This window comes from Christiangramia flava JLT2011, from assembly GCF_001951155.1.
GTDB classification, from domain to species: domain Bacteria; phylum Bacteroidota; class Bacteroidia; order Flavobacteriales; family Flavobacteriaceae; genus Christiangramia; species Christiangramia flava.
Map to the genome: position 1 here is coordinate 3,074,626 of NZ_CP016359.1, position 25,603 is coordinate 3,100,228.

General features: G+C 45.0%; 19 protein-coding genes. 3 read left to right on the top strand and 16 right to left on the bottom strand.

Going from position 1 to position 25,603, the window contains the following annotated elements; translation table 11 throughout:
• Positions 1-5 precede the first annotated feature (5 nt).
• A complete protein-coding gene (locus tag GRFL_RS13550) occupies positions 6-494 on the bottom strand; it encodes an RNA polymerase sigma factor (protein WP_083645136.1) in 489 nt (162 codons plus the stop codon).
• A gap of 400 nt (positions 495-894) precedes the next feature.
• Here GRFL_RS13550 and GRFL_RS13555 point away from each other — a divergent pair, with 400 nt between their 5' ends.
• The 3 genes from GRFL_RS13555 to GRFL_RS13565 all read left to right on the top strand — a co-directional run bounded on the left by GRFL_RS13555 (position 895) and on the right by GRFL_RS13565 (position 3,152).
• The gene (locus GRFL_RS13555; protein WP_139839254.1) at positions 895-1,203 is read left to right on the top strand and encodes an STAS domain-containing protein; all 309 of its coding nucleotides are present in this window, start codon (positions 895-897) and stop codon (positions 1,201-1,203) included.
• 145 nt (positions 1,204-1,348) lie between these two features.
• Positions 1,349-2,218 (top strand): T9SS type B sorting domain-containing protein, encoded by an 870-nt coding sequence (locus GRFL_RS13560; RefSeq protein ID WP_083645138.1) that lies wholly within the window; start codon positions 1,349-1,351, stop codon positions 2,216-2,218.
• 22 nt (positions 2,219-2,240) lie between these two features.
• Positions 2,241-3,152, top strand: a complete 912-nt coding sequence (locus GRFL_RS13565; protein WP_083645139.1) for a PorP/SprF family type IX secretion system membrane protein — start codon at positions 2,241-2,243, stop codon at positions 3,150-3,152.
• 181 nt (positions 3,153-3,333) lie between these two features.
• Here GRFL_RS13565 and GRFL_RS13570 read toward each other — a convergent pair whose 3' ends face one another.
• The 15 genes from GRFL_RS13570 to GRFL_RS13640 all read right to left on the bottom strand — a co-directional run bounded on the left by GRFL_RS13570 (position 3,334) and on the right by GRFL_RS13640 (position 25,420).
• On the bottom strand, positions 3,334-3,570 hold the full coding sequence (locus GRFL_RS13570; protein ID WP_139839253.1) for a hypothetical protein: 237 nt from the start codon (positions 3,568-3,570) through the stop codon (positions 3,334-3,336).
• Positions 3,571-3,856: 286 nt separating this feature from the next.
• Positions 3,857-4,435: a hypothetical protein gene (locus tag GRFL_RS13575; protein WP_083645141.1), complete on the bottom strand. Its 579-nt coding sequence runs from the start codon at positions 4,433-4,435 to the stop codon at positions 3,857-3,859.
• A gap of 11 nt (positions 4,436-4,446) precedes the next feature.
• Positions 4,447-5,022, bottom strand: a complete 576-nt coding sequence (locus tag GRFL_RS13580) for a hypothetical protein (RefSeq protein WP_083645142.1) — start codon at positions 5,020-5,022, stop codon at positions 4,447-4,449.
• The gene (locus tag GRFL_RS13585) at positions 5,019-8,003 is read right to left on the bottom strand and encodes a hypothetical protein (RefSeq protein WP_083645143.1); all 2,985 of its coding nucleotides are present in this window, start codon (positions 8,001-8,003) and stop codon (positions 5,019-5,021) included. The genes GRFL_RS13580 and GRFL_RS13585 overlap by 4 nt, the downstream gene beginning before the upstream one ends.
• 40 nt (positions 8,004-8,043) lie before the next feature.
• Positions 8,044-8,832, bottom strand: coding sequence for a hypothetical protein (locus GRFL_RS13590; protein WP_083645144.1), 789 nt, complete (start codon positions 8,830-8,832; stop codon positions 8,044-8,046).
• Positions 8,833-8,996: 164 nt separating this feature from the next.
• On the bottom strand, positions 8,997-9,641 hold the full coding sequence (locus tag GRFL_RS13595) for a hypothetical protein (protein WP_083645145.1): 645 nt from the start codon (positions 9,639-9,641) through the stop codon (positions 8,997-8,999).
• Between the two features lie 212 nt (positions 9,642-9,853).
• Complete coding sequence (locus tag GRFL_RS13600; protein WP_083645146.1) at positions 9,854-10,153, bottom strand: STAS domain-containing protein; 300 nt, start codon at positions 10,151-10,153, stop codon at positions 9,854-9,856.
• A gap of 122 nt (positions 10,154-10,275) precedes the next feature.
• Positions 10,276-10,995: a LytR/AlgR family response regulator transcription factor gene (locus GRFL_RS13605; protein WP_083645147.1), complete on the bottom strand. Its 720-nt coding sequence runs from the start codon at positions 10,993-10,995 to the stop codon at positions 10,276-10,278.
• 9 nt (positions 10,996-11,004) lie between these two features.
• Entirely contained in the window at positions 11,005-11,322 is a 318-nt protein-coding gene (locus GRFL_RS13610) for a hypothetical protein (RefSeq protein WP_083645148.1), read from the bottom strand.
• Positions 11,294-12,373 (bottom strand): sensor histidine kinase, encoded by a 1,080-nt coding sequence (locus GRFL_RS13615; RefSeq protein WP_083645149.1) that lies wholly within the window; start codon positions 12,371-12,373, stop codon positions 11,294-11,296. Before GRFL_RS13615 ends, GRFL_RS13610 begins: the two co-directional genes overlap by 29 nt.
• Positions 12,370-13,506, bottom strand: coding sequence for an FIST signal transduction protein (locus tag GRFL_RS13620; protein WP_083645150.1), 1,137 nt, complete (start codon positions 13,504-13,506; stop codon positions 12,370-12,372). Before GRFL_RS13620 ends, GRFL_RS13615 begins: the two co-directional genes overlap by 4 nt.
• The gene (locus GRFL_RS13625) at positions 13,503-15,875 is read right to left on the bottom strand and encodes a PAS domain S-box protein (protein WP_083645151.1); all 2,373 of its coding nucleotides are present in this window, start codon (positions 15,873-15,875) and stop codon (positions 13,503-13,505) included. Before GRFL_RS13625 ends, GRFL_RS13620 begins: the two co-directional genes overlap by 4 nt.
• Positions 15,872-16,411: a heme NO-binding domain-containing protein gene (locus tag GRFL_RS13630; protein WP_083645152.1), complete on the bottom strand. Its 540-nt coding sequence runs from the start codon at positions 16,409-16,411 to the stop codon at positions 15,872-15,874. Before GRFL_RS13630 ends, GRFL_RS13625 begins: the two co-directional genes overlap by 4 nt.
• A gap of 1 nt (position 16,412) precedes the next feature.
• The gene (locus GRFL_RS13635; RefSeq protein ID WP_083645153.1) at positions 16,413-16,826 is read right to left on the bottom strand and encodes a response regulator; all 414 of its coding nucleotides are present in this window, start codon (positions 16,824-16,826) and stop codon (positions 16,413-16,415) included.
• Positions 16,827-17,029: 203 nt separating this feature from the next.
• Positions 17,030-25,420 (bottom strand): PKD-like domain-containing protein, encoded by an 8,391-nt coding sequence (locus GRFL_RS13640; protein WP_083645154.1) that lies wholly within the window; start codon positions 25,418-25,420, stop codon positions 17,030-17,032.
• Positions 25,421-25,603: the final 183 nt, after the last annotated feature.

Genomic DNA, 25,603 nt, shown 5'->3' on the forward strand with positions numbered 1-25,603 from the left:
GATAGTTAGTTTTTAGTTAGTCGGGATTTCAATTTTTTCTTGATCCTTGAAATTTTGGTTCCAACGTTCGTTTTTGTGATTCCTATGATTTCTGCAATTTCATCATGACTCTTTCCTTCGAGGAACAACAGGATAATACCTTTTTCCAGGAGGTTTAATTGTTGAATTTGATCGTGGAGCAACTGTAGTTTTTCTTCTTCTGAATGATCCTGCTGCTCCGTAATTCTTTCTGCCATAGGATCAATACTGGTAGTTCCTATGTTTCTCTGACTCTTTTTCAAATGATAGATCGCGGTATTCATGGCCACCCGGTACATCCAGGTGCTTAATTTGGAAAATTCCTTGAAGCTGTCGTAAGATTTCCAAAGTTGAAAAACAATTTCCTGATAAAGATCTTCCCGGTCCTGCAGACTATCGGTATACAGAAAAGTCACTTTATAAATCAGGCCTTCATGTTCTTTAATCGCTTTGGTAAAATGTTCTTTTTTATTCATCTGAAATTGAAACTGCTCCTTATTAGTGTATCAAATTTTGAAAAAATCACACATCAGAAGATTTTTTTTTAAAAACATTTTGAGACCATCGGTAATTCGCTTTATCACAACAAAATTACCATTTATCCACAGGAAACTTACCGGTTAACGAATTATAGCCCTTTTTGGTGCTTTCCTGGAATAAATTGCGGGTATAAACAAAACTTGAAGCTATGAACTGTAACGATTTCCACAAGCAGAAACGACCGAGAAAAGTCTCGCAAGTTTCCTTTCAGTGCCCCACCTGCATCAAAAATGTTTGTACCGCTCACAAGGGAGATGAAAATGTATGCCTTTGCGGCTTAAAGATCATTGGAAGATAACGAAAACTGAATCCAGACAAAAACTCCAATCACTTTACATGAAAAACATGCATCTACACGTCAAGGAAATGAACAACCAGTTACAGCTGAAGGGGCGGCTTACCGGCGACAATATCAAAGTGATACAGATCCGCCTGAAAACACTCTTCAATTTTTCAGAACAACTCATTATCGATCTTACCGGTCTGAGCCGGATTGAACCGGAAGGCATCTATAAATTGCAACGATTAAAAGCGGAAGCGAAAGAAATGGATAAGAAACTGTTCCTGATGAGCGTACGGAATAAGAGAGTGGAAAAATCTTTCCGAACGCTTGATCTTCAGGAGCTTCTGGATATCGCAGTGTGAAAAAAGGAATTTTCCTCGCGCCGTTCATCCCTGAAAATACACCGTTCATCCTAGCTCCAATTCGCTTTAACGAATAGTCCCTGTCAAATTCTATTAGCTGAATTATTTTCACCTTCAATAAAACATAACCAGCCAAACTAAAAATATGAATACTCTAAAGGCCATTTTCGTATTCACCTCTTTACCCAGAATTTTCCGGATAGTCTTCCTGGTAATCTTGGTGCTTACTGCGGAAAACATCCAGGCTTCTTCTTATTCTGAGGCTATGGAAAAAGAAACGAATAATGGTAAAAATCCTCATTCTCTTTCCGAAGAAGAAAAACAACTGAATTTACTAATCTATAAAATCCCGAACGATGCTGATTCTGATGGCCTTACTGATTTTGAGGAAGCGATTTTAGGAACCGATCCTGAAAATCCTGATACCGATTACGACGGGATTAATGACGGCGAGGAATTTCATAAAAATACCGACCCGTTGAATGCCTGTGATCCAGATGCTGATAATGCCCATTGTGACCAGGATGGTGACGGTCTTACCAATTCTGAAGAGATCAGCGCGGGAACCGACCCACAGCAGGCAGATACCGATGGGGATGGTCTGGAGGATGGAGAAGAGCTCGCTCAGGGAAGTGATCCGTTGGATGCTTGCGATCCAGGCTGTGAAACCGGCAGTATGGCAGAAACCATGGAAATGGAAGAAGTGATCGATGTGGCCGTTAAGAACCAATTGATCTCCCCAAATGGAGACGGTAAAAACGACACACTGGAAATCAAAAATCTGGAGCAGTGCACCAAAAGCAAAGTGCAGATCTTTAATCGATGGGGAATTCTGGTATGGGAATCAGATTCTTATAACTCCGGTAAAATTTGTTTTGACGGGAGAGCCAATGCGAAAATGGCAGGAACCCAGACCGACTTTTTACCCGCAGGCACCTATTTCTACCTCATTGAATACTGGGATAAAACCAAGGCTAAACATACTAAAACCGGTTATATCTACCTCAACTGGTAACCCACACCTAAACTAACTGATCATGAAAAAACAAAGTCTCATTATTGCCCTGCTAACTGGTTTCCTGGCCTTTTCGCAACAGGATTCCCAGTTCACTCAGTACGTTTACAATACGGTGAGTTTTAACCCGGGTTATACCGGTAGCCGGGGTGTTCCAACGCTCACGGGGATGTATCGTAACCAATGGATGGGTATGGAAGGCGCGCCGGTGACGCAAAGTTTTAATTTTCATGGCCCCGTTGGAGAGCGGGTAGGAACGGGCTTAATGGTCATGCATGATAAGATTGGCCCGGTCCGGGAAACGTATATTGATGGTCTTTTTTCATACAAAATCCGGTTGAAAAGGGGCGGAAACCTGTCTTTTGGTCTTAAAGGCGGATTGCATTTCTTCAACGTGGATTACAGCAGACTCGCCAATTACGAAGATGATCCCGAAATGATCAATAAATACTGGAACAAAAAGGTTTCGCCAAATTTTGGGGTGGGAATGTATTATTATACCGATGATTTTTACGTCGGAATATCACTTCCCAACATCCTGGAAACACGACATTTTGATGGAGAATCTGTCTCCCAGGCAAAAGAAATGAAGAACTTTTACCTGATGTCTGGCTATGTTTTTGAAATTGAACCCGACTGGCATCTCAAACCATCCCTGCTTCTAAAGTGGGTTCGCGGTGCGCCTATGCAACTGGATGTCGCAGCAACGGCCTGGTTCAGAAAACGCTTTTCCCTGGGCGCATCTTATCGCTGGGATGCGGCCTATAGTATTTTAAGCGGATTCCAGCTTACTGAAAATTTACTCGTTGGGCTTTCTTATGATAAGGAGGTGACCGATCTGGGCAATACACAATATAATGATGGCTCTCTGGAAGTGCTTCTTCGGTTTGATATGTTCCGCGGAAGGGGCTACCAGAGCCAGCGACTGTTTTAATCTACCCTTTACTTAACCTATGCCTGGTTCCTTTGGATCGGGCTTTTTTATTTTTGAAATTCTGAAACCAGTCCGGTTAAATTTCCAGGTCTACGAGCAAAGGATTAAATAAAACCTGGTTGAATTCCAGTTTTTCCTCCTGGAAAAAGTTGAAACTGGTTGAAAATAAATGGAATTGCCACTATCTCTTTGTTTCTACGTCAAAATGGTGAAACGAATGGTCTTTTCTGGTTTTAACGGGGAACTGATGGACTTCCGATCGCTGACGGGTAAGAATTTTAATGGTTTGATCCAGGTTTTGAATTTTAGCATTTTCCGCAGGCTCATCAGGTGTTTGGGAGGTTCTGAAAACAGTACTTTTCGACTTTTTCCACAGCGTGGGTATCCCTCGCTCCATTATCGATGAGGTTTCTCCCATTTTAATACCAGTTTTAGAAAATCTTCGGCGCCAGAATTTCAGAAAGCTACATCCCGGTGAATCACTATCCCCTTGAGTTACTGCGTTAATAATTGCAAAAATCATAAACCTGTTCACCTATGGTGGTTTTTTGAAAGTTTCGGAAATCAGGAAATACTTTCCTCATCCTTGGAAGCGAAAACTGATCGTTCGGAACACTTTTTTCGAAAGAAAGGTTTCCAGAAAGACTGCAATTCCTGAAGCATTACAGAATAGTAGCATACAGCATATTTTTCCGAAGAAAAACTTATAACAAACTGCCCACCACCGTGTATACGATATTGAAATTGCCTGTTCCGCCGGCAAATTTGCTGCTGGCCTTGATCCGGAATTGCACCGGGATATCGGTTCTACAGCCCACAAATTCAAAGATCTTGATCGCCTGGGAGCCATCGTTGGGAACAGGGATATAATCACCGCCGTTGGAGGGCGTAAGGTCACGCGGTCCCAGGGGTTGAATGATCAAAAGGTCATAAATGCTTACCTCCGGGAACCTGGAGCCGCTATTCATATAAGTACGGGCTTCAATTTGCAGATTGGCGGGAAGGTTTTGCGTATGCACATACACGCTGTACCTGAAAACATTTTCATTGCACATGACTTCGGAATTCAGCAATAATAGAGGATCCAGCGTAAAACTGATCAGGTTGGCATCGATCGCGCTTTCAAATCCTGTGACTGTGTCATCAAGGCCTGCTTCGCGAACCACATCGTCAATATTCTGAATAAAAGCCGGCATCCCCGAAACATTCATCGTACCCGGCAACAGCTGCGCATGAATCCAACTCGAAGTAATGATGGACAGGAAAAGTAGTATTTTTTTCATGGTTCAGGTTGTTAGCGTATTTCAAAAAGTATTTCAAAACCAGGCGGAAGAGAAAGAGCTTCCGGGTTCTGGATCATGTATTGCACCTGGTAGCCGGTACCTTCGCCATCCCCGGAATAACCGTTGGCAAAATCGTAGACAATGACCTGCTCGCTGGTACTGAGATTCACAGGATTATAATTGGGATTTGGATTATAATCTCCGCCAATATTGGCGGTATTGATGATCTGTAGCTGGATGCTCATACCCGCCGGAATGGGCTGGCTGGCTCTAACAAAGATCCTGGCATTCTGGTAATTAAGTGACCGCCAGGTGAAATTCACCCAAAAATCACCGCTGGAGGCACCCGGGCCACCACCGGTAAAAGGATTTCCGGCTTCTAAAGTTTCACCGCCACCTGCAGCAGCACTGAAGGGATCTGGCTCCAGGTCAATCAGTGAAATTGGCTGCACCTGGACCGTAGCTCCTACACTTTGCTGGTCGCCGCCCAGGATAAAACTATTGGGATCAAACGCATTGATGGTCTCCTGCGCTGTAAATTTCTGCAGGGAAGCGATCAGTATCAATAAATAACAGGCTTTTCTCATGGCTTTTTTCCAAGGTTATAGGTCTTTTTACTGAATTTGATTTTCCGTGGGCGTGCAACAATGGGCATTTCAATTGCCACAAGTTCTCCAGGTTGCACGCTCACTGCAAGCTCTTTCTCAAAATCATAATCTTCTTCGTTTCTGAAATGCAGCAATTTCAGGCTGTAATTTCCGGGGACGATGCGATCAAAATGGAAGATTCCCTGTTCGTTCGATTCGGTCATATAGCTGAATTGTTCATTGCTGATCTTCACATAACCGCGATAAGCGCTTTCACCGTTCTGATTTTTCATGCTGATGTAGCCTTTGATCCCGCCCGCCTGGCTGATCTCAAAATAACTATGGTGTTTGGCGTTTGGCTGAATGTTGATTTCAATCGGGGATTGGGTGGTCACCACGCTCGATGCCTGAAGGCTCGACTCGTCAATGAAAAGGTAATGTTGCCCTACCGGAAGATTGTTAAGCTCAAAATGGCCATTTTTATTGGTCACCACCTCTTTTCCGGCAGCCAGAATCCGAATCCCGGAAACGTCCAAATCTTCGGTTGACGTACCAATCGTTCCACTGAGGCTGCCCTGATCAAGGACACGTTTTAACGGTACTCCCAGAAAATAAGTGTATTTCCCCAGGGCCAGCAACTCTTTTCGGTTCATGGCGCCTGCATTTTCGTAATAGGTAATACGGGTTTCAAATTGGTGATGACGAGCTAGCCTGAAAAGGAAGTTCGATGTCACAAAATCTCTTCGGAGGTAGTTTTCATCCGGACTAAAACCGCTGTTGTAGGTCGCATTCCATCTGAAGTTTCTTCCGGCGCTCAGGTTAAAACCCACATGATAACGCGTATAGGCCATTTTTGCATCGCTATAACCATAACGGTTACTGTAATTATGGTTCATCCCGCCGCGTAAACTCAACGCATCTGTCAGGCGATAGGCAGAATTGAAATTGATGGAGTAGGTGTTTTTAAAATCGTCGCTTCCAACCAGTAAATTCTGCGTTTTGGCCAGCCTTCCATTGAAATTGAAAGAAAGTTTCTCTCCGGAATACAAATAGCGATACAAGAGGCTTCGTTCCTTATAAAAATAAGATTTGGGCTCAAGCTGGTCTTCACGTTGACGGGTTTCCGCACGAAGACTGAAGCTATGCTTGCGATTCACGCGATACCCGGCCAGGGCATAAGTGTTTTCAAAATAAGGTTCAGCAGCATAGAATAAGGGATTTAATCGTTGATTGACACGGGAAACGGTGTGTCCAACCGCGAAATTCCATTTGCCGGGGTTGTAAAATAGACTGTTCGAAAATTGCCGACTATTCCGCAGGCTTCCGAAATAATATTCGCCACTTAAGGTATACGAACCATTGAACGAAAATTTACCAAATCCCTGCAAAACGTTTAGAAATGCGGCAGATGACTGGTGCTGATTGGTAAAACTTGCTGAAGCTTCAGCCTCCACCTGCGTACGGCGGCGCTTAAAATTTACACTGGCGGTCAGGATTTGTCCTTTTTCATCGGGATTTGCTTCGATATTGGGATTGGCGCCCTGGATACTTCCGGAAGAATGTGCCAGGTTCAGGGCAACCTGAAGCGAATCGGTAAAACGATAGGTCGCCTTGGCTCCAAAAAGTGGGGAACTATTGAATTCATATAGCCTGGGCTTGGAATAATAGGTCGAAAATTCCCATTTTTGAAGCTTTTGATCGATTCGAAAACCCATTCCGTAGCGATTATCAAACCCCAGCCTATTCATGAAATACGCATGGTCTCCAAGGAAAACCCGGGTACGGTCCTTATAGCTGTAGATCAGGCTGTACTGGTCGGTTACCCCAAATCGTTTCAGGTATTGCTGCTTCGGAAGTCGGAACACGAAATTTAGATGATGGTCCTTTTTCAGGTCGAGGTACCCATCGCCAAATACTTCCGCCGAAATGGTGGAAAAATGCTCGTCTTTATAAGTATAGCTGTTATAATTCAGTGAGGCACGAACAGGAAACCGGAAATAAGCATCTTTTTTCTGGATCTTGCTCGGGAATATACGGGTAGAGGAGTAGGCGCGTAAAGGCTCTTTCAGTTCCTTGCTGCTTACCTCAAGATAGGTCGTAATGGTTTGAAGCTGCTGGATCTTCTGGCTGGCTTTAGCCTGTACCTTCACGACCTTTAAAGAATCTGGTGCAATTGTTCCTTTTTCGGCGTCCAGAAGTTCTACATTCGACTTCAGGCTGATTTCCTGCCTTACGTTCCCATTATTCCGGATACCGTAAACCACTTCGACAGGAGCCCCTGCCTGAAGCGTCTTCGGATAGGAAATGGCGAAAATTTCCAGGCTCGGATTTTTGGCAATGCTTACCTGGATTTCGTCCTGCAGTACAATTTCTCCATTTTCCTGAAGGATTTCCAGTGATACAGGTCGCGATCCCGGTTTTGCTGATGAAGGTATAAAAAAGCTTAGGAGCGCGACCTTTTTATCACTGTTTTGAAGTTCGTCAATGCTGCTTACCGATACCAGTTTCCAGTCTTCCGGAAGCGTAGCCTGTAATTGCAGTTTTTGATCATGAGCGTTTTCGCTGGCGATCTCTATGGGAAGTGTGTGCCGGCTTCCGGGTTCCAGGGATGTGTTTTCGGGTTTGGAAATGATCGAAATATTCGGTTTTTCAAAGACTTTTTCTGAAAAATCAGCGGTAGGGGAATTGATTTTTTTGGTATTTGATTCAGAAATATGGATCGCTTTTTCCGAAGCATTTTGCAGAAAGGATCTGGTTTTTTCTGAAGTGGATTTCGATTTTTCCGAAATAACTTCAGCAATCGTATCTCGGGAACCAGTTTTGGTCATATTAGCCGGTAACTCAGATTCCTCTTCCAGGTTTTCCAATTCCTCACGGCTAAAAGGCTCCTCAGAAGCAGGAAGCTGAGGAGTGGATGGTTCTCTCTGGCAGGCACTTAGTGCAAGCCACATCCAGGCCACGTATAGTAATCGCAGTTTCATGAGTTTCAGATTTGAGGAAATGGGTTAGTGCCTTTTGGGTTTATTGCACGCTCAGGTTGATGTTGGTCCCGATAAATTCCTTTCGGGAATCGGCTGTTAGGATACATTCATATTCTCCTTTTTCGAGATCGGAAATATCTAGTTCATATTGCTGGCAGGCGCCGGGGAAAACCATTTCCCGTTTCGATTTTCGTTCGCCAACCTTGAAGCCTTTGGAGTCGTAAATCTCCAGGGAGAGTTGTACTCCTTCCATAAAAAGGGAAGTATTGGAAATACCAATTTTCAGGGATTTGACGGTATCGATATCTTCGTTCAGGCTGATCGCTTCAAAATCGATATTCACATTTTCCTTCTGATTTACATTAGTGATCAAACCAATCGCGTAGCGTATTTTGGTATCCAGCTGGATATTGGTTGTTAGTTGTTCCTCTTTTACCGGTTTGGTTGCTTCGATCATTAATGCTGACCAGTAAGTGCCTTTCAGACTTTGATCTTTTGGAATCTGGATGGAATACTTATAGACGAACTGCTCCTTGGGAAGTAGCACCTTATCCATCAGGCTTCCCTGGAACCAGGGAAGAGAAGATTGTTTGTGAGAGACCGTATCGGTAAAAAAGCGGTTGGTCTCACAAGAGAAGATAACATCATTTAATTTGAAAGTGATCTGCTGCGGAAGATCGGTGGTGTTCATCAGGATCAGCTCTCCTTCAATTCGGTCACCGGCGTTACCGGAATATACATGTGTAAGACCATTAAGAACAACGATGCTCGCGTAGGAGTGGCTACTAAGAAGTACGTAAAGTGCTGTGGTTACCATAAGATTCTTCATAGGGGGTGAATTTATATTCTAAAATTACTGACAGATTGCACGAAAACTCGGTGAAATTCGATGGTTCGTAAGGAAGTGTAGACGAATGGTCGTTAAACTGCTTTAAGTAAAAAACATAAAAAAAGGCCCGAAATGGGCCTTGAGGTTTTGGGCAAAAAAAGGTCTTATAAATCAGTCAAGGTATATACAAGGGTAGATTGGTAGGAACCGGCATTGTAACTGGCAAAATTCCCATTTTGCTCCAGCGTGTAGGTTAATTTTACGCCGTATTCCTGGTCACCGGTATACACACTTTCAATACTGTCTACGAGTAGGGCATCGGTACCAATTGGGACAGACACACCGAGTGCCACACCACCTGGCATGATCGTGCCGGCAGAGTCGGCCGTACCACCGTCTGAAATGATCACGGGCGCTTCCGGTGAAATACGAAGGTCCAGATTGCCTGGGAACGTACTTCCGGCTTCCATTTTCACATTGATCTTTCTTGTAAGATCATATCCTTCTGTATTAGCAGCACTGGCAACCACACTGGTATAATTCAGGAACAGGTTGGAATAGCTTATATCCTGGAAGGCGTAGAGACCCGCTTCAGCATTAGTACCAGATAAGGTTACATTGGTCATGTCGAACATGATCGCGCTGGCTTCGGTTCCCGTATTGGCATCAAAGATATCGAGCAGGGCCACTTCCGGAACATTTACATCCAGAATGTGTGAAGCGATGTTCGTGTCGTTGTTGTCCTGGGCCAGCAGGCTTTGAGCTCCAGAAAGGACAAGGGCGGCGACTAATAGTTTCATTTTTTTCATGTTGAAGAGTTTTAGGATTAATTCTGAGGTAAAACTACTGAGGATGGTCTTTTGAATTAGTCATTTTTCGTTGATTAAACCTTAACTATAGACGAGCGGAAGTTTTCAATACTTGAAGTGTTTTAGGGCAAAATTCTTCTCACGGTTATCCTTAAAATGAAGAAAGCCCCTGATTGTTTCAGAGGCTCATGGCTAATTTCAAATACTGCGTATCAGGCAGCCGCGGCGGGGTGGAACGCGTTGTGAAGTCCCGCAATGTATAGGGCGTTGTGAAGTATTGGGTTGTCTAATCCTGTAAAAACAATTTTCTTGTTCTTTTCCTTGGCTTTGCATAACATCAGGTACAGCATGAACACTCCTGCAATATCAACCACCTCGATCTCGCGAAGATTGATCTCAATGGTGTTGAACACTTCCAGAGCGTATTCTAATTCTTCCTGGGTTTCGCTAACATTTCCGCTGTACAGTCTTCCTTTTATTTGAAGATTCCGTGTGTTGTTTAAAAAAGCCATAATCGTTAGTTTTTGTTTTCTTTCCTACTTCAAAGATGCAAGCATTTAAAAGAAAACTGGCTCGTTTTTCGATGGCTACGAACTTACTGTAGACGAATGGCAAAAAAACGCAAGTAAATGGTTTAGAGGAGATTCAAACGGCGAATGAGCTCTGATCTGTTCGAGCGGCTCACCGGGATCACATCTTTGTCTATGAGTACGCTATTGTCTTCAATATCAATGATCTTATTCAGGTTGATAATGAAGGAACGGTGCACTTTGAGAAACAGTTCGCCCGGTAATTTGTTCTCGATTTTTTTTAGAGTAGAATGAACGGTGTAGTTTTTACCGGTGGTTTTGATGAGGATATAATCGCCTTTTGCCTCGATGAGTTTGATGGAAGGAACATCGATCTTGATCAGGCGGCGGTCTATATTGACGTATAACACGTTTACAGAATCTTCGGCCTGGTTCATTTCAGTGGTTCCCGCTGTTTCAACATTTCCGCTGTTAACCGCTTTGGCTTTCTCAACAGCTTTATTAAAACGTTCCGGCGCGACCGGTTTTACAAGGTAATCTACGATGCAGCTGTATTCAAAGGCGGTAATGGCAAAATTCATATCAGAAGTCGTCAAAATCACTTTTGGCGGGTTCTTCAGCGTTTGTATAAAATCAAAACCTGTAAAATCTGGCATATGAATATCGAGAAAGATCAGGTCTACATCATTGTTCTGGTTGAGGTATTTCAGGGCTTCCATAGCATGTGGAAAGCTACCTGCCAGTTCCAGGTCCGGGTGATTGCTAACTATCTCTTCCAGAATGGCTCTGGCCATTTCTTCATCGTCTACGATAATGCAGTTCATAAGTGTTTTTTAAAGGGTCTTGATAAATTGCCTGATGCTGTCAAGAATTAGATCGAATTTAGCCTTTTTTTCGGTAATGCCTTCTAAAAGTTCGTCTTCGTAGGAAACAGCAAGTTGGTAGGCATCTTCCAGGCCTAAAATACTAATTTTATGCTTCAGTTTATGAACGTTTTCGGCACAATTTTCCAAATAGCCCTTTTCCAGGTTCTGCTGGTAGGTGGCAGCTTCTATTGGAAATTCTTTTTTCAGGATCGCGATAATTCGCGACTTGCAGCTTTCACTGCCCTGGCAGATTTGCTCAATTTGCGCAAGACTGGGTTTTTTCATGGGAGGTCTGGTTTATTTTGGGGAGCTGAAAAAAGAAGGTACTTCCTAAACCGGGAGTGCTTTCCAGCCAGATTCTTCCTTTATAGAAATCGATGATTTTCTTCACGATAGACAGTCCAATTCCAGTAGAAGTCTGGTTATTCTCCAGCTTTTCAAAGATCTTAAAGATCTTTTCGTGCTGATTTTTTGGGATGCCTTTGCCATTATCACGCACGAAAAACGTAAAATTTTCTTTGTCTTCGGAATGGCCGATCTCCACTTTGCCGACTTTTCCATCTTCCATACTGTTCACGGCATTGTGTATCAAATTCTGAAACAATTGCTGCAACCGGAAACGGTCACCTTGTATCACGGGAAGATCGGTGATCACTTCCACTTTCGTGGATTCCGGGATATACAGTATTTGTAGGGTTTCTTCCAGGAGATTTCCTAAATCTACTTTATAGGTTTCCAGCTGCGCCTGGTCTATGGTAGAATAGTTCAGCACGCCTTCAATAAGCGCGTCCATTCGTTCCACATTCTGAAGCAATAACCTAAATTTATCCTGGCCTTCGGGAGTGATTTCTTTTAAATGATCGCTCAGGATCCAGTTTGCCAGTGCGTCGATACTGCGCAGTGGCGACTTCAGGTCATGAGAGACCATATGCGCATAATCTGATAGCACTTCGTTCTTCTGTTCCAGCGTATGAAGAAGCTCTTCCCGTTGGGACTGGATCTGGTGGATCTGCGTAGCCTGCGTTTCTATGAAATCGGCCAGTTCTTCAACTTCCATTTCCTTATGCCCGTATTTCGCCGCCTTCACATTCATCATATTCAGGCAATTATTAAAGGTGTCAATGATTTTTTCCTTTTTCTCCGCATCGTTCCGAAGTTTGGAATTGGCATCAAAAAGTTCATCTGAACTGATGCGCATCGCTCGCTGGGACATGGCGATCTGTTCCTCGTAATTATTATAGGAATGGCTGATGGAATCCAGCAGCGGCATCAATTCTTCTTCCGAAATATGAGCAGGAAGGTATTTTTTCAGTTGTCTTTTCAAAAGTGAATTCATGACTCGCTGATTAAAGTTAAGGTCATCGTTTGATTGTGCAATTCACAAAACCGGTTCGTTTCAAAAGGCGCCATTTCTCCGTAAGAGTAGAACCCAAAAAGGAAACTGTCCTGGCCAATGATCTCGGCCACTTCTTCCAGCTCTTCCTCGGCGCGCTGATCCATCACCAGTTTCCTGCCAATGCAACTCACCACCAGGGCAAGGCTCGGTTTGTTTTTCCGGTTTTTCATGGCCTTTTTTGCGGCTTTGGAAGCACCTTCCACCAAACTGTCTACGGATGCCATCATTAACTGTACCTTGGAATTGACCGGGGCATTTCCCGCCAGGATCATCGAGTTATTCTCTTTATCGATATTCAGTACGGTACGGGTCACCGGTTCGGTTTGGTCGTTAACCCGAATATTAAGCGGGTAGAAGAGGGAGGCACCCGGCAATTCTTTAGATTTTTCACCCAGATACTTGGAGTACAGGTCAAGGGCCGGCATTCCGTCAATTTCATATAAAATATTTCCTTCGGCTTTGGTGATCACACGTTCGGGCCCGAATGGGATCCATCCTCCCGAACTCGCGTAACTAATGTCCAGTGATTCGCCATAAAAACCAATTGCGATCACTTCACCTTCCTTCGGTTTTTCATTATAGGAAACCAGGGTCTTTTCAAAACGGTCATTATCGCCGCACATACCGCCGGTGACAGATAATTCCTGGTCGAGATTCGATTCCATACCCTTAACCAGTTTGCTGCCGTTCACAAAACTTCCTTCGGAAATCACGAAAATATGCCGAAGATTTTCCTGCGGAAGGTTCGCCACCAGCGCTTTTCCCAATTCGTCGGAATCCTGCTGAAATTCGCAGCAATTGGCTTTACGTACTTCAAAAGAGCTGGTTTCAAAATCGATGGCGGTCATCACGGCCGAATTATCCAGAATGTCCTGATGGTAAATTTCACCTGCTGAAGAACCGAAAACGATATGCCTTGTAGGGAAGGCAGCTATCGTCTCCTGGTAAAAATCGTCACTTTCAAGCAGTTTACGATCTCCAAAAACAAATACCAGCGGATTTTGTAGGGACTCAAACTCCCGGTTTTTGATCCAGTTTTCACCTGCCGGTCTTTTTGCCTGAACTATTTTCATGATTCTTTTTTTAAGGTAAAGAAAAAAGTAGTGCCTTCGCCCGGAGTACTTTCCAGCCAGATGCGACCACCGTGCAGATCCAGGATCTTTTTCACGATGCTCAGGCCAATTCCTGTAGAGCGCTTGTTATTGCCAAGAGACTTGAAAATGGTAAAAATCTTGTCATGATTCTCTGGCGCAATACCCACACCGTTATCTTTGATCGAGAAAACATACTCATTTTCAGATTTTTGGCAGTCAATTTCAATAAGTCCTTCAGGCTTGTCGATATATTCTATCGCGTTGCTGATGATGTTCTGGAAAAGCTGCTGAATCCGGGTGGGGTTCTCCTTGATTCGCGGCAGCTTACTAAGGAATTTGATCTTTATGTGTTTGGGGATATAGATCATTTCCAGCATTTCTCCAACCACCTCGTTGAGGTCTATACTTTTCTGGTTAACGTCTGATTTGTCCAGGCTGGAATATTTCAGGATATTTTCGATGAGATAATCCATTTTTTCCACCTGTTCTTCCATCAGCCTCAAATTCGTTAGTTCAGCCTCTTCCAGTTTCTGGCGGAAGTCTTCAATGGTCCAGCTCAGCAATGCGGAAATATTCCGAAGTGGAGATTTGAGATCATGCGACACGATGTGCGCATATTCGTTGAGGCGCTCGTTCTGCTCGGCCAGGTTCTCCAGAAGCAGTTCCTTCTGCATTTCCAGGTGCTTTTGCTCGGTAATGTCCAGGTGAATGCCAATGGAACCAATATTTCTTCCCTGGGCATCGAAATTGGGCGCTCCACTGAGTAACCAGTAGCGGGTTTCACCTTCCTTATTCTTGATCTGGATCTCGTAGGAATCTGAAATTCCCTTCTGGCGGCGAGATAACAGTTTCTGTCCTTCTTGCTGATCTTTGCCAAAAAGCAACACTTCCTGGGCTACCTGATCGTGTAGTTCTTCTTTGGAATAACCGCTGATCTCACAGAAATTCTGGTTCACGAACTGGATGCGGCCCTCGGTGTCTACTTCCATAAAGCCCAGTTTCATATTATTGATGATATTGCTGTATTTTTCCTTTTGTCTGCGTAAATTCTCCTTGTAGCGGCTGCGCAGTGTAATATCCTGGTAATTCCAGAGGTGACCGCGGTATTCCTCGTTATTGTAGACCGGGATGTAGTCCCTTAGGAAAACACGGCCGTCCACCAGGCGCAATTCATCGGCATAGACCGGTTTTTTATCTTTTAGGATCTTATCGATATCTGCTACGAATTTATCGGGATCTTCAAACATCATTTTAGACTGTTCTGCGGCATTTTCACAATTCGCACCAGTGAGAGCATCGGCAGGAGCTTCAATACCAAACATTTTGCAGAATTCCTGGTTGGTAATTACAATCTCGCGATGTTGATTTTCCAGCAGGATCCCGGTATGAAGATTTTTCAGAAGAGTGGACAGCCTGTTCTCAGACTCTCTCAGCTGGTCCCGGGCGATCTTTTCCTTATTGATGTTTTCTACCGTCGCCACCATTTGTAAGGGCAGGCCTACTTCATTCTTTACAGAATTGACCGAAGTCTTTCCCCAGAAGGCCTCCCCATCTTTGGTAATATATTTGGTTTCCAGCGAAAAGTGATCGATCTCATTATTGTAAAGTTTCTGCAGCTGTGTTTTGAAGTTCTTTTTTTCATTTTTTTCCAAAAGCTCTTCGAGTTTAACATTTTCAAACTCGGTTTTAGAATAGCCAAGCATATCTACCAGCGCTTTGTTGGTATGAATGAGTTTATCGTCTTCGCTACTGAATAAAATGATGCCCAGCGGCGAGTTTTCCAGGATAAGGTCCAGTTGTTTCTGCTGAAGATTGGCAATTTCTCTAAGCCGTGTTTCTTCGGTAATATCCCTTGCAATACCCTGTGCAGCGACCGCTTTTCCAACTTCGTTATAGATGATGCTGGCATTTACCTGAAGCAGTTTCCTTTCCCCGTTTTTTGTCACAACAGGGATTCGGGAGTTGATATAGGAGCCGGTGCTAAGCAATTCACTGAAATTGCGTTTGACCTGGTTCACCGCCTTATGGCTCACCGTATTCATCAAATTGAAAGGTTCTACTGCGATATCGTACCCCAATAGTTCCGTAGCTGCGCTGTTCATATTGAGCACTTCACCGTTAAGGTCGATCACAACATAGGGATCATTGATATTCATAAAAACGCCTTCGAGTTCCGAAGTCTTTTCACTTAACAACTGCTTTAACCGGGAATTTGATTGCCGAAGCGCCTGCGAAACGCTGTACAACTCAGCCGACTTACTTTCCAGTATGTTTTCGGCTGCCTTGCGTGCCTGGCGTTCCCGTTTCAGGGCTCTTTCTAGAACTTCTATTTTGGTGGTTACACTCATTGTTCAGAAATGACAAATTTCACCTGGCTGCCATCGGCTTCGACCAGGTTGTAATCTATAACGGGTGTCTTTTTAAAGAATTCAAAGGTCTTTTCCATGAGCGCCATCGCGAACATATAAAGGGAGTTCTTGGAATAGTAGGTCATTTCCAGAAGCTTTTCGTCTTTCTTAGAAATTTCGAAAGTAGGCAGTTCTGCTCCCGGATATAGTTTTTGTACTTCCACATGAATATGGTCCTGCACGGAAGCCAGAAGTTCTATGGGCGATGCGTAGCGGGCAAAAATATTAGCGTGGCCCTGGGCAAGTACGTCAAAGAAATACCGGCCATATTCGTAAATAAGCTTTTGCACGGGAATACCGGTTTCCTCGCTCAGGTGTACAATGAGTTGCTGCATTTCCAGGAAATCATAAACGCCCACGGCGGTATAGCTTCCTTCCGAAGCAAGGTCAGATTTTTCAATGATATCATCTACCATCTCCAGGCCGAATTTTTCTTCCACCATTTCTAAAAACTCTGTAAATACGATTCCTTTCATCTTAATTTTGGATTAGTTCATTTACGGTCCAGTACTTCAGTACGGCACCAATTTTTTCAACATAGTCATCATATTTCAGCGGTTTGATAACATATCCCGCGATACCGGTTCGATAGCATTCCAGTAGATCCTTGCGGTTGCTGGAAGTAGTAAGGATAATGGCCGGGATCTGCCTCAACTGCTCATCGGCTTTGAGAATTTCCAGGAATTCGATGCCATTCATTTTAGGCATGTGGAGATCCAGTAAAATGATATCGGGAAGATTTGCGGTGTTCTGGAGCACTTCCAGCGCTTCTTCACCATTCTTGGCTTCCAGGAGGTTATGGTTTAAAGAAAGGCTGCTAATGGCTCTCTTTAATTTCATGACCTCGATGAAATCATCTTCAATTAATAGAATATTCAGTTTAACCTTCATCGTTTTGTTATAAGCAGGATAAATGTCTCAAAAATGCCATTTAACGGCCGCTGTATTTCGGTGGAAGGAAGAGAAGTGTCGACGAATGGAATTTTTCCGTAGATAAAAATAAATCAGATCTCCTGTGAATTTTCCATTTCGAAAACGATTGAGGAGAAGGCCTTTACAGAGAAGATAACGGCCCGATAAGATCGGGCCGTATGTTAATTCTTCACCAGGAATTTCTTGTTCAAAATGCCTTTTTCGCTGTAAACCTTTACAATATACGTGCCTGCAGGAAGCGATTCCATCCGGAAGCGAACGGCTTTTTCCGTAGGAATGTCCCTGAAACTGGATAGTAGTTTTCCACCCATATCGAATATGAGAATTTTGGAAACCGGTATTTCCTGCTGATTTTCCAGCTCGAAAGTGTCAGGATCATTGTAATAGCCTATATCAAAAAAGCGCTCCAGGTCTTCTTTTTCTGAAGGTTTCTCCAGCAACCTGTTCCTGAAAACCAGCATAAAACGCTTGGTGATCTCGCCTTCTTCTGAAATTGCCTTGTAAGAAGCCTGGCGGAGATTATGAAGGCTGTCTAATTTCTGGTCTTTCAGATAAATTTCTTTGGAAGGAGACCAGTTTTCCAGGCTGTCTATGGAAATCTCAAATTCTTTGGCTGAAGAAACTCTCATTCCCAGCGGCAGTTTCAGCTCGCCACCAAATTGCGGCACGGCCTGTATCACCATCGACGCGTCATTGACGAGCCAGTAGAGGTCTTCTTTGTTGCTTTCGATGAGCGGGGCGTCATAACCGAGGTCCACCCCTTCAGTAGCATTGAGATCACCGGTCACCAGTAGTTGACGATGATAACCTTCCGGTGAATGGAACTGCAGCCTGATCTTGGGCCTTAGGTCGCTGGTCACAGCCTGTTCAGGGGACTTACTACGTTCTTCCTGCATCAGGAACTGGGAATTTCCCGGGTTTTCGCGCTGGAAGATCCGCTGGTGATTTTCAAATTTTACGTTTCCGCCCTGAACATTGTAATTATTTCCGCTAACATCATCTATGGAGACATTCACAAAGAAGCCCTGTCCCACAGGGATGTAACGCGCCGGGATTTTGGATCCTTTTCTACCGTTGGCATTGATACGGGCATCGTTGGCAATAGCCGGGACGCCACCAGAAAGGTTCATCGTGGCGTAACCGCCCACGTATTCTGCCAGGATATGCGTGTTTTCCTGCCCAAAGTGGTCCCAAAAATAGAGACTTCCATTAAATACATTGGCTGAGTTCCTTCCGCCGGAAACATCTTTCAGGTTATCGCGAATAAATTCCGTAGCGTCAATAGCCGAAGGATACGGATTTCCCACCAGGCGGTTCTCACCTTTGGAAATTTTCAGGGAAATACTACCATTATTGGGCATTCCGCGGAAAGTGTAATTCTGCAGGTCACGGATGCTCGCGGCACCCCGCGTTCCTTTCATCGTGAAACCTTCCGCAGTTTCGAGGTTTGCATTCTGGTCTATGTGATGCCACTGGCTGTACTGGTTGGCACTGCCGTGGAAGACATACAACCAGTAGGTGCTGATGTGCAATCCACCGGAATAACTATGATCGGCCCAATGATATTGGGGATTGAACGAGATACCGGCCGGGTTTTCGGGATCGCTTCCATCCATCAGCACTTCGGAAATACGGTAACCCGAATTTGGCTGTTTTCCCTGCTCACTCACCGGTGAGGTCCAGTAATTGTAATTGAAACTGTTTTGCGTTCCCTGCTGGTCTTTATCTAGATAGCCGGAACTTTCCGAAGCAAGAACACTTCCGTCTGGCTGCAGGAGCTGAGATTCGCCATCCAGGTCTATTACGCCATCGAGTTTCAGGTAGCGATCAACGATCAGCGCATTTCCGCTGAAGTTGTTTTCTCCACTCATTTCAAAAGTGCCATTTTCAGACAGCAGCCCGAGTAGCCGAATCTGGTTCTGATTATTGGCAGCCGCCTCATTCTTAATATTTCCGCGAAGGATCACGATGTTCCAGTTGATCTTTTCCGAAGGTTTCACACTGCTGCCATTTGGGGAATCCCAAACCTGGCGCTGCGTGATCGCCCGGCCATTATAAGTAGCCGGCAGGGTCCAGGAGGAACGATCGTACCAGGCGGTGTTTACATCCTGAAACAGGATATAGGGCAGGGGCGCAGTATTTTCCTGGAGAGTGGTCATATTTAGTAAAGTACCGTCCAGGTTATTAGAAGAAGCGTCGGGCGTAGATCCACCATTTAGCTCGTTTACCAGCAGGCGGTAATAGCCGGCCAGTGTATTCCAGGCTGGAGCTCCCGGAACCGCGACAGGCAAAATACTTCCCTGGACATTTCCGTTCTTATTTTCCAAAGGCTGATTCATCATAAACCGAAGCTGCTCCGCGCTCAGCGCCTGTTTCCACAATCGTACTTCCTGTATCCAGCCATGAAAATGGTCTGCTGGCCGCTGTTCTGCGGAAAGGGATGCTCCAATGCTCGCCGGAAGCTCATTTCCGGAAATCGTGGCCCCGGTAACCGACTTCACCTCGACGCCGTCTATATAAAGGCTTATCTTATCGGCAGCTACCGTACAGGCCAGGTGATACCATCTGTCTGTAGTGATCTTAAAAGGAGAACTGATTATCTTATTGTTATACTGAAATTCCGGTTTGGCATTGGAGATCAAAAGCTCGTAGCCGGTATTGTTCAGCCTGTCTTTTTTACTGATGACGGTTTTCGCAGCATCAAGATCATGCGGTTTCACCCAGGCTTCCACCGTGAAATTGCCAGCAAAATTGAAGTTTTGACCCAGATCCACATAATCATCTTCTCCGTCAAAATCCAGTTGACTACAGGCACCGGAAAAAGAAACCTCGGTTTCATCGTTTATGGCTTCGCAACCATTTTCGGGATTAACGGTCCACCGAAGAATGTAGGTAGTTTCCGGAAGTCCGGAAAAACGGCTTGAGGGATTGCTCAAATCGTCAATTTCACCGCCTTCACCTGAAATAATGCTCCAGGTTCCAGAACCCAATTCGGCATTCACGGCCGTGGCATTCAGGAAAACCGATGTTCGGCCACATTCTTCAATGTTAATCTTTTCCCCTGCTTCCACAGGGATCTCTTCCGGTTGTGTAAGAGTGATGGATTTACTGATGGTGGTACAGCTTTTTGCCGTACTCAGCTGAAGCGTATAATTTCCAGCCGGAATGTCAGTAAGATTCAGCAAAGTCTCAGCGCTCTGGATCCTGGCGACTTCTTCACTTTCAGAATTCAGAAGCACGGCAATGTATTGCGGAGTTTCTTCTTCCAGGAAACCTCCGCTGAGCTCGGCTGTAATTTCACCGGTAGCGTTTCCAAAACATGCTATATTCGTCACCGTGGTATTCAGCAATTCTAGGGGTGCAGGTTCGCGTATTTCGAATTCCTGATAAGCGGAGCATCCGTTGGCATCGGTTACGACGACCGAATAGCTTCCGGCTTCAAGATTATTAATGGTTTGCGTGGTTGCCGCATTGCTCCATTCGTAAGTAAAAGGTTCCGTTCCCGTTGTCATTATCAGGCTGGCACTACCGTTATCGCCACCAAAACAACTTACATTCTGAATCGCAATATTATCGATCATCGGGCTGGGATTGATCTGAATCCTGAGGGTGTCGCTCACGGCTTCGCAAGGCGCATCTGGTTCATCAGAAGTAAGAATGAGCGTTGCAAGGCCATTTTGTATTTCTTCTTCGGAAGGTTGGTAAATTGCGTTCAGTTCATTTGGAGAAGGCACAAAGCTGCCATTTCCGCCACTCCAAAACCCGGAACTGACAGATCCTGATACACTTCCGCCTAATTGAACTTCAGAAGCATCTGAGCAGATTACCTGGTCTTTACCGGCATTGACGATCGTTGCGGGAATTACGGTAACTTTTGTCGACTTGATGGTATTGTCGCAACCATAGAAGTCGGTTACCTGAAGTTCGTAATCGCCCGCTTCCGCCGGAGTCATATTTTCAATGATAGGGTTGGCTTCGGAAGATGTGAAATTATTAGGACCTGTCCACTGATAGGTTATGGGTTCCCTTCCGCCTTCGAGATTGGCGAAAAGCTGTACGCTTCCGCCTTCGCAAACCGGGGAGTCATTGGAAGGTTCAAAATCAAAAGCCACCGCGTTGATCTCGGCAAAGGAAATGTCATCGATCCCAAAGTCATTTCCGTCCCTGATCGTATTTTCATTGATGATGCGCAGTTTCACTTCGGTAAATTCCCCGGAATTCCAGACTTGTGGATTGTAAAATTCGATCCATTCTCCTACATTCTGAAACCGAAGGTCTCCAAGAGTAGATTCTGCTACAATTTGCTCATTCCCTCCATTCCTAACGATGATCTGTAACCGCAGCTGCGCGTATTTTTCAGCTTCATTACGATAGACCAGGTTGGTGGTCCAGGCACTGAAGTAATAATCGGTTCCAGGTTTTACAGCAATATAACCGTTCGATTCCCAAACAGTACTTCCCAGGTTGGGATCCCCGTTCACGATCATGAAATTCCCGTTTCCAGTGGTATGGTCGCCGTTGTCATGGAAGGATCCGTGGTACTGGTTGGAATTGGTATCCACCGTGTAAGTTCCTTCAGGCACAAGTTCCTGCTGGCCGTTGCGATTGGTCTGGTAGCTGTATTGGGTAACAAAGCCAGTATTCCCGGCTTCAAAATCACCATTTTCGATAAGATTTTCTGAAATATCTATGGAGCCTGTACCTTCACAGCCATTTTCCCAAACCCTGATGCTGTATCCCTGTGCCGAAGTGACGTCGATCGATGCAGCATTCCCTATGACTTCGCCGGAACTGGTCCATTCATACTGGTCATAATTACCTTCCACGTACAACCGGATCTTATTCGGTTCGTTAGGGTAGGCACAATAATCTGCCCTGATCTGCGGCTGAGGAGGATTTCTTACGATAACTTTTACGGAAGCAGAACCAGGACAACCTGTTTCTGGATCAGTATAGGTGGCGGTATAAGTAGTGGTCTCTACAGGACTGATGTTCTGCGGATTCGTTTCTTCGGAAGTCCAGTCGCTGGTATCGGCAGTCCATTGTACTTCAGCAGGCTGCCCGCCTTCCCCGGTGATACTGATATTATCGATGGCCCAGTAATAATCTCCATTGGCATTATCATAATTGAAACGGATCTGCACATTTTCGTGGCCAATCAGCGAACTGATGTCATAATTTCCCTGCACGAAACCATTAGGACTTCCCTGGGTAGAAGTATAGGAAGTTCCGTTGAGACTTGTCCACGCGCCGTTACCGATGCGGTATTCTAACCGACCGATATCCAGGTTGTCGTTCCAGCGACTACCGCCATCCCGGTAATAATGCCAAAAGCTCAGGTTTAATGACTGGTAAGCAGACGTGCTGAAAACCGGGCTCGTCAATGCCACATTGGAAAAGGCACCGTTATTCTGGCGGCTGTTTACCAGGAAGAACGAAGAATGGTCGTTTGACCGTAGGTTTACATCGTTGCACTGGTATTCATAATCCCACCAATTAGGCCCAACATAGACATAACCACACTGCTCATCAACAGTGGTATTATCACTGGCGATGTTCCAGGAACGTGTGCCATTGCCGGTAGAGCTCCATCCATCTGCACCTGAATTGAAATTGGCATTCAGAATTTCAGAAGGAAGCTCGGAAACCTCCGGTAATTGCGTTTCAGAAAAAAGATCGATGCTGCCACCTTCGCAGATCTCGATCTCTTCAGCTTGCCTCTCCCCATCATTTACCGCAGCAAAGACCTGGGTATTGGGCGAGGGGGTAACCGGTACGGTAATACTGTAGGTTTGTGGGTTCGAACAGTTATTTGAGCTCAGGCTGTACTGGTAAGTGACAGCGAGTGTTTGATTGGTAGTATTTTCCAGGGTTTCCGATATTGCTCCGTTTCCACTTGCGGCGGCATTGCTGATCCCGTTCACGGCTTCGCGTCTCCAGGTAAAAGTAGTCCCGGTAACGCTGCTTTCCGGCTGGTATGTAAAAGCGGTCCCGCTACAAACACTTCCCGGAGAAAGGGTACTGGTAAGCACTGGAGTAGGAGTTACTGTGGTATGGATTTTTTCCGAAGCGATGCAACCATCCGGGCTGATCATCGTCACTTCGTATTCCACGTCAATCGGGTGATTCGTTGTATTCACCAACACTTCATCGATCATCCCCGTGTCGCTGTTAGCCGGAGTCGAAATTCCGCTGATGGCCGGGCGGGACCAGTTGAACTGGGTGCCAGGAACTGAGCTTTCAAATTCATAGTTAAAAGCGGTTTCTGAACAAAATCCTGGTACCTCTGAAGGGCTGGTAAGGACCGGAGCATCATATTCGGTTACGATAACTTCGGCTACCTGTTCACAACCCGAGGCATTTTCAGCTTTGATATAATAGGTTCCGGCCGGTGCTTCCGCTGGATTTTCCAGTTCAGAAGTCGCCGCTTCATCTTTCCAGTAACTAAAGTGAAGAGAATTACCCGAACCTGCTGTAATAGGCTCTGCCGTAAGATCGACCGCGGCGGGAGCACAAACGGTTTCAGGATTATTCACCACCAGTACCGGTAATGGGTTTACGGTGATCGGGATTTCCAGCGGACTGGTTTCGCAGGAAGCGGCTTCCGCCACCACGCGGTAGATCACTGTAGCTGCTTCGGAAGTAGAGTTGGTTAAATGTTGTACGATCTCTGGACCACTTCCCGGTTCGGCACCAGTGATCGCGCCGGACGGGGTAATAGATTTGATTTCCCAGCTGAAATTGGTATTTTCAATGTTGCTGTTTAGTTTAATCGAACTGGTTTCGCCCGAGCAAATTTCCTGCGCCGATGGTGAAACCGAGATACTTGGCAGGGGATTCACGGTAATTTCAAAATTCACAGCTTCTCCCGTGCAACCATCATATTTTGGAAGCAGACTGATACTGGCCGTTTTTGGTGTGTTGGAATTATTTACCGGAGTAAAGACCGGGATTTCTGTCGCATTGGTACGATTGGAAAGACCAATTTCTGCACCTCCCGAAATGTCAAAAACCAGCGCATGGATATTTTTTTCCACCGAAATAGCCGAAACTTCGGTTCCGGAACAAAACGTCCTGTTTTCCGGAGCCTCCAGAACCGGTTGAGGTTTTATCCTGATTTTGAAGGTTTTGGTTTCTCCTTCGCAGGAATTGGCAACAGGGTAATAACTCACCGTAGTTTCCATAATTTCAGCCGTGGTATTGGTTGCGCTAAAAGCAGGAATGCTTCCTTCTCCGGAAGACGGGATGCCAGTTTCCGTATTATCGGCAGTCCATTGAATAGTGGTGTTTTCAACCGGGAGATTACTGAAAGCGATCAGGCCCACATCTTCCCCTTCACAAATGGTGATATCCTGTAGCTGTTCCACTTTAGGCGTTGGATTCACGGTGATAGTAAAGGAACGGGTTTCGCCTAGACAGGAATTGGCTTCCGGAGTCACCAGTATATTTGCGGTAATGGGAGAATTTCCGTTGTTTTCAGCAGTAAAATCTGGAATATTGCCCGAGCCATTAGCGGCCAGGCCAATAAAAGCCTGATCATTGGTCCAGCTAAAACTGGTTCCGCTCACATTGCTGCCCGTAAAGTTGATCGAGGAAATAGTTTCGCCGTTGCAAACCACTATATCTTCCGGAGTATCAAAATCTGGAGTAGGATTAACAGTTATCTGAAATTCCATGGTTTCACCCTGGCAGGAATTGGCTTCCGGTATCACGCTGATGTTCGCCGTGATGGGTTCTTCGGTAGTATTTTGAGCGGTGAATGATGGAATTTTCCCATTTCCGCTTGCTGAAATCCCAATTGATGCCTCGTCGCTTTGCCATTGATAGGTCGTGTTCGAAACCTGGCTTCCGCCGAAAATGATCGCCTCCACGGTCTCTCCATTACACACCAAAAGATCAGTTTGATTATTTACTGAAGGTGTTGGAAAGACCGTAATCTGGAAAATCTTGCTTTCACCTTCACAACCGTTGATATCCGGAGTGACCTCCACGCTAACGATTTTGCTTGCGGAACCCGAATTACCTGCCGTAAACTGAGGAATGGACCCAGTACCGGAAGTGGGTATCCCAATGGACGAGTCATTGGCCACCCAGCTGTAATTAATGTTGCCGGAAGCGTTGGAACTAAAGGAAATAGATTGAATTATTTCCCCATTACAAACACTGATGTCATCTGGAACCTCTACGTCTGGGATCGTGTAAACTTCAATAACTTCCGAATTACTCCCGATAATTTGCTGTCCAGCTTCACAGGTGAGTGTAACTTTCAGGGAAAAAGAGTCATCATCGCTGATGCCTGTGGCGGAATAGCTGCTGGAAGAGGCGTTATTAATAGGTTGTGAGTTGCGATACCACTGGTAATTCAGTTCGTTGCTGCCTATCCCGGTAACTTCGGAAGTGAACTCAACAGACTCTCCCGGGCAAATAGAACTGGCATTGGCCGAAATTTGGACAGCAGCATTTTCGGCACACTGGGCATGAACCGTGGAAACGCTTAAGAATAAAAATAAAAATGCCGAAAATGTGGCCAATAAATGATTAGAGGCAAACATATGCAGACCGGTTTGTAGGTTACTATTTGGGGTTGATAAAGAGTTTTATTTGGGAATCAACTGCTTAATCTGGGTCCTCCGGTACTGCGAGATAAAAGTTTTTCATAGGTCAGGTTTAAGATTTTGGGTACTGTAAAAATACAAAAATCAGCAATATGCTGCTGATTTTGAAGGTAGAATGTG

Bases quoted from the DNA above. Each gene is read 5' to 3' on its own strand.
- GRFL_RS13550 (WP_083645136.1), bottom strand. From the start codon at position 494: ATGAATAAAAAAGAACATTTTACCAAAGCGATTAAAGAACATGAAGGC.
- GRFL_RS13555 (WP_139839254.1), top strand. From the start codon at position 895: ATGAAAAACATGCATCTACACGTCAAGGAAATGAACAACCAGTTACAG.
- GRFL_RS13560 (WP_083645138.1), top strand. From the start codon at position 1,349: ATGAATACTCTAAAGGCCATTTTCGTATTCACCTCTTTACCCAGAATT.
- GRFL_RS13565 (WP_083645139.1), top strand. From the start codon at position 2,241: ATGAAAAAACAAAGTCTCATTATTGCCCTGCTAACTGGTTTCCTGGCC.
- GRFL_RS13570 (WP_139839253.1), bottom strand. From the start codon at position 3,570: ATGGGAGAAACCTCATCGATAATGGAGCGAGGGATACCCACGCTGTGG.
- GRFL_RS13575 (WP_083645141.1), bottom strand. From the start codon at position 4,435: ATGAAAAAAATACTACTTTTCCTGTCCATCATTACTTCGAGTTGGATT.
- GRFL_RS13580 (WP_083645142.1), bottom strand. From the start codon at position 5,022: ATGAGAAAAGCCTGTTATTTATTGATACTGATCGCTTCCCTGCAGAAA.
- GRFL_RS13585 (WP_083645143.1), bottom strand. From the start codon at position 8,003: ATGAAACTGCGATTACTATACGTGGCCTGGATGTGGCTTGCACTAAGT.
- GRFL_RS13590 (WP_083645144.1), bottom strand. From the start codon at position 8,832: ATGAAGAATCTTATGGTAACCACAGCACTTTACGTACTTCTTAGTAGC.
- GRFL_RS13595 (WP_083645145.1), bottom strand. From the start codon at position 9,641: ATGAAAAAAATGAAACTATTAGTCGCCGCCCTTGTCCTTTCTGGAGCT.
- GRFL_RS13600 (WP_083645146.1), bottom strand. From the start codon at position 10,153: ATGGCTTTTTTAAACAACACACGGAATCTTCAAATAAAAGGAAGACTG.
- GRFL_RS13605 (WP_083645147.1), bottom strand. From the start codon at position 10,995: ATGAACTGCATTATCGTAGACGATGAAGAAATGGCCAGAGCCATTCTG.
- GRFL_RS13610 (WP_083645148.1), bottom strand. From the start codon at position 11,322: ATGAAAAAACCCAGTCTTGCGCAAATTGAGCAAATCTGCCAGGGCAGT.
- GRFL_RS13615 (WP_083645149.1), bottom strand. From the start codon at position 12,373: ATGAATTCACTTTTGAAAAGACAACTGAAAAAATACCTTCCTGCTCAT.
- GRFL_RS13620 (WP_083645150.1), bottom strand. From the start codon at position 13,506: ATGAAAATAGTTCAGGCAAAAAGACCGGCAGGTGAAAACTGGATCAAA.
- GRFL_RS13625 (WP_083645151.1), bottom strand. From the start codon at position 15,875: ATGAGTGTAACCACCAAAATAGAAGTTCTAGAAAGAGCCCTGAAACGG.
- GRFL_RS13630 (WP_083645152.1), bottom strand. From the start codon at position 16,411: ATGAAAGGAATCGTATTTACAGAGTTTTTAGAAATGGTGGAAGAAAAA.
- GRFL_RS13635 (WP_083645153.1), bottom strand. From the start codon at position 16,826: ATGAAGGTTAAACTGAATATTCTATTAATTGAAGATGATTTCATCGAG.
- GRFL_RS13640 (WP_083645154.1), bottom strand. From the start codon at position 25,420: ATGTTTGCCTCTAATCATTTATTGGCCACATTTTCGGCATTTTTATTT.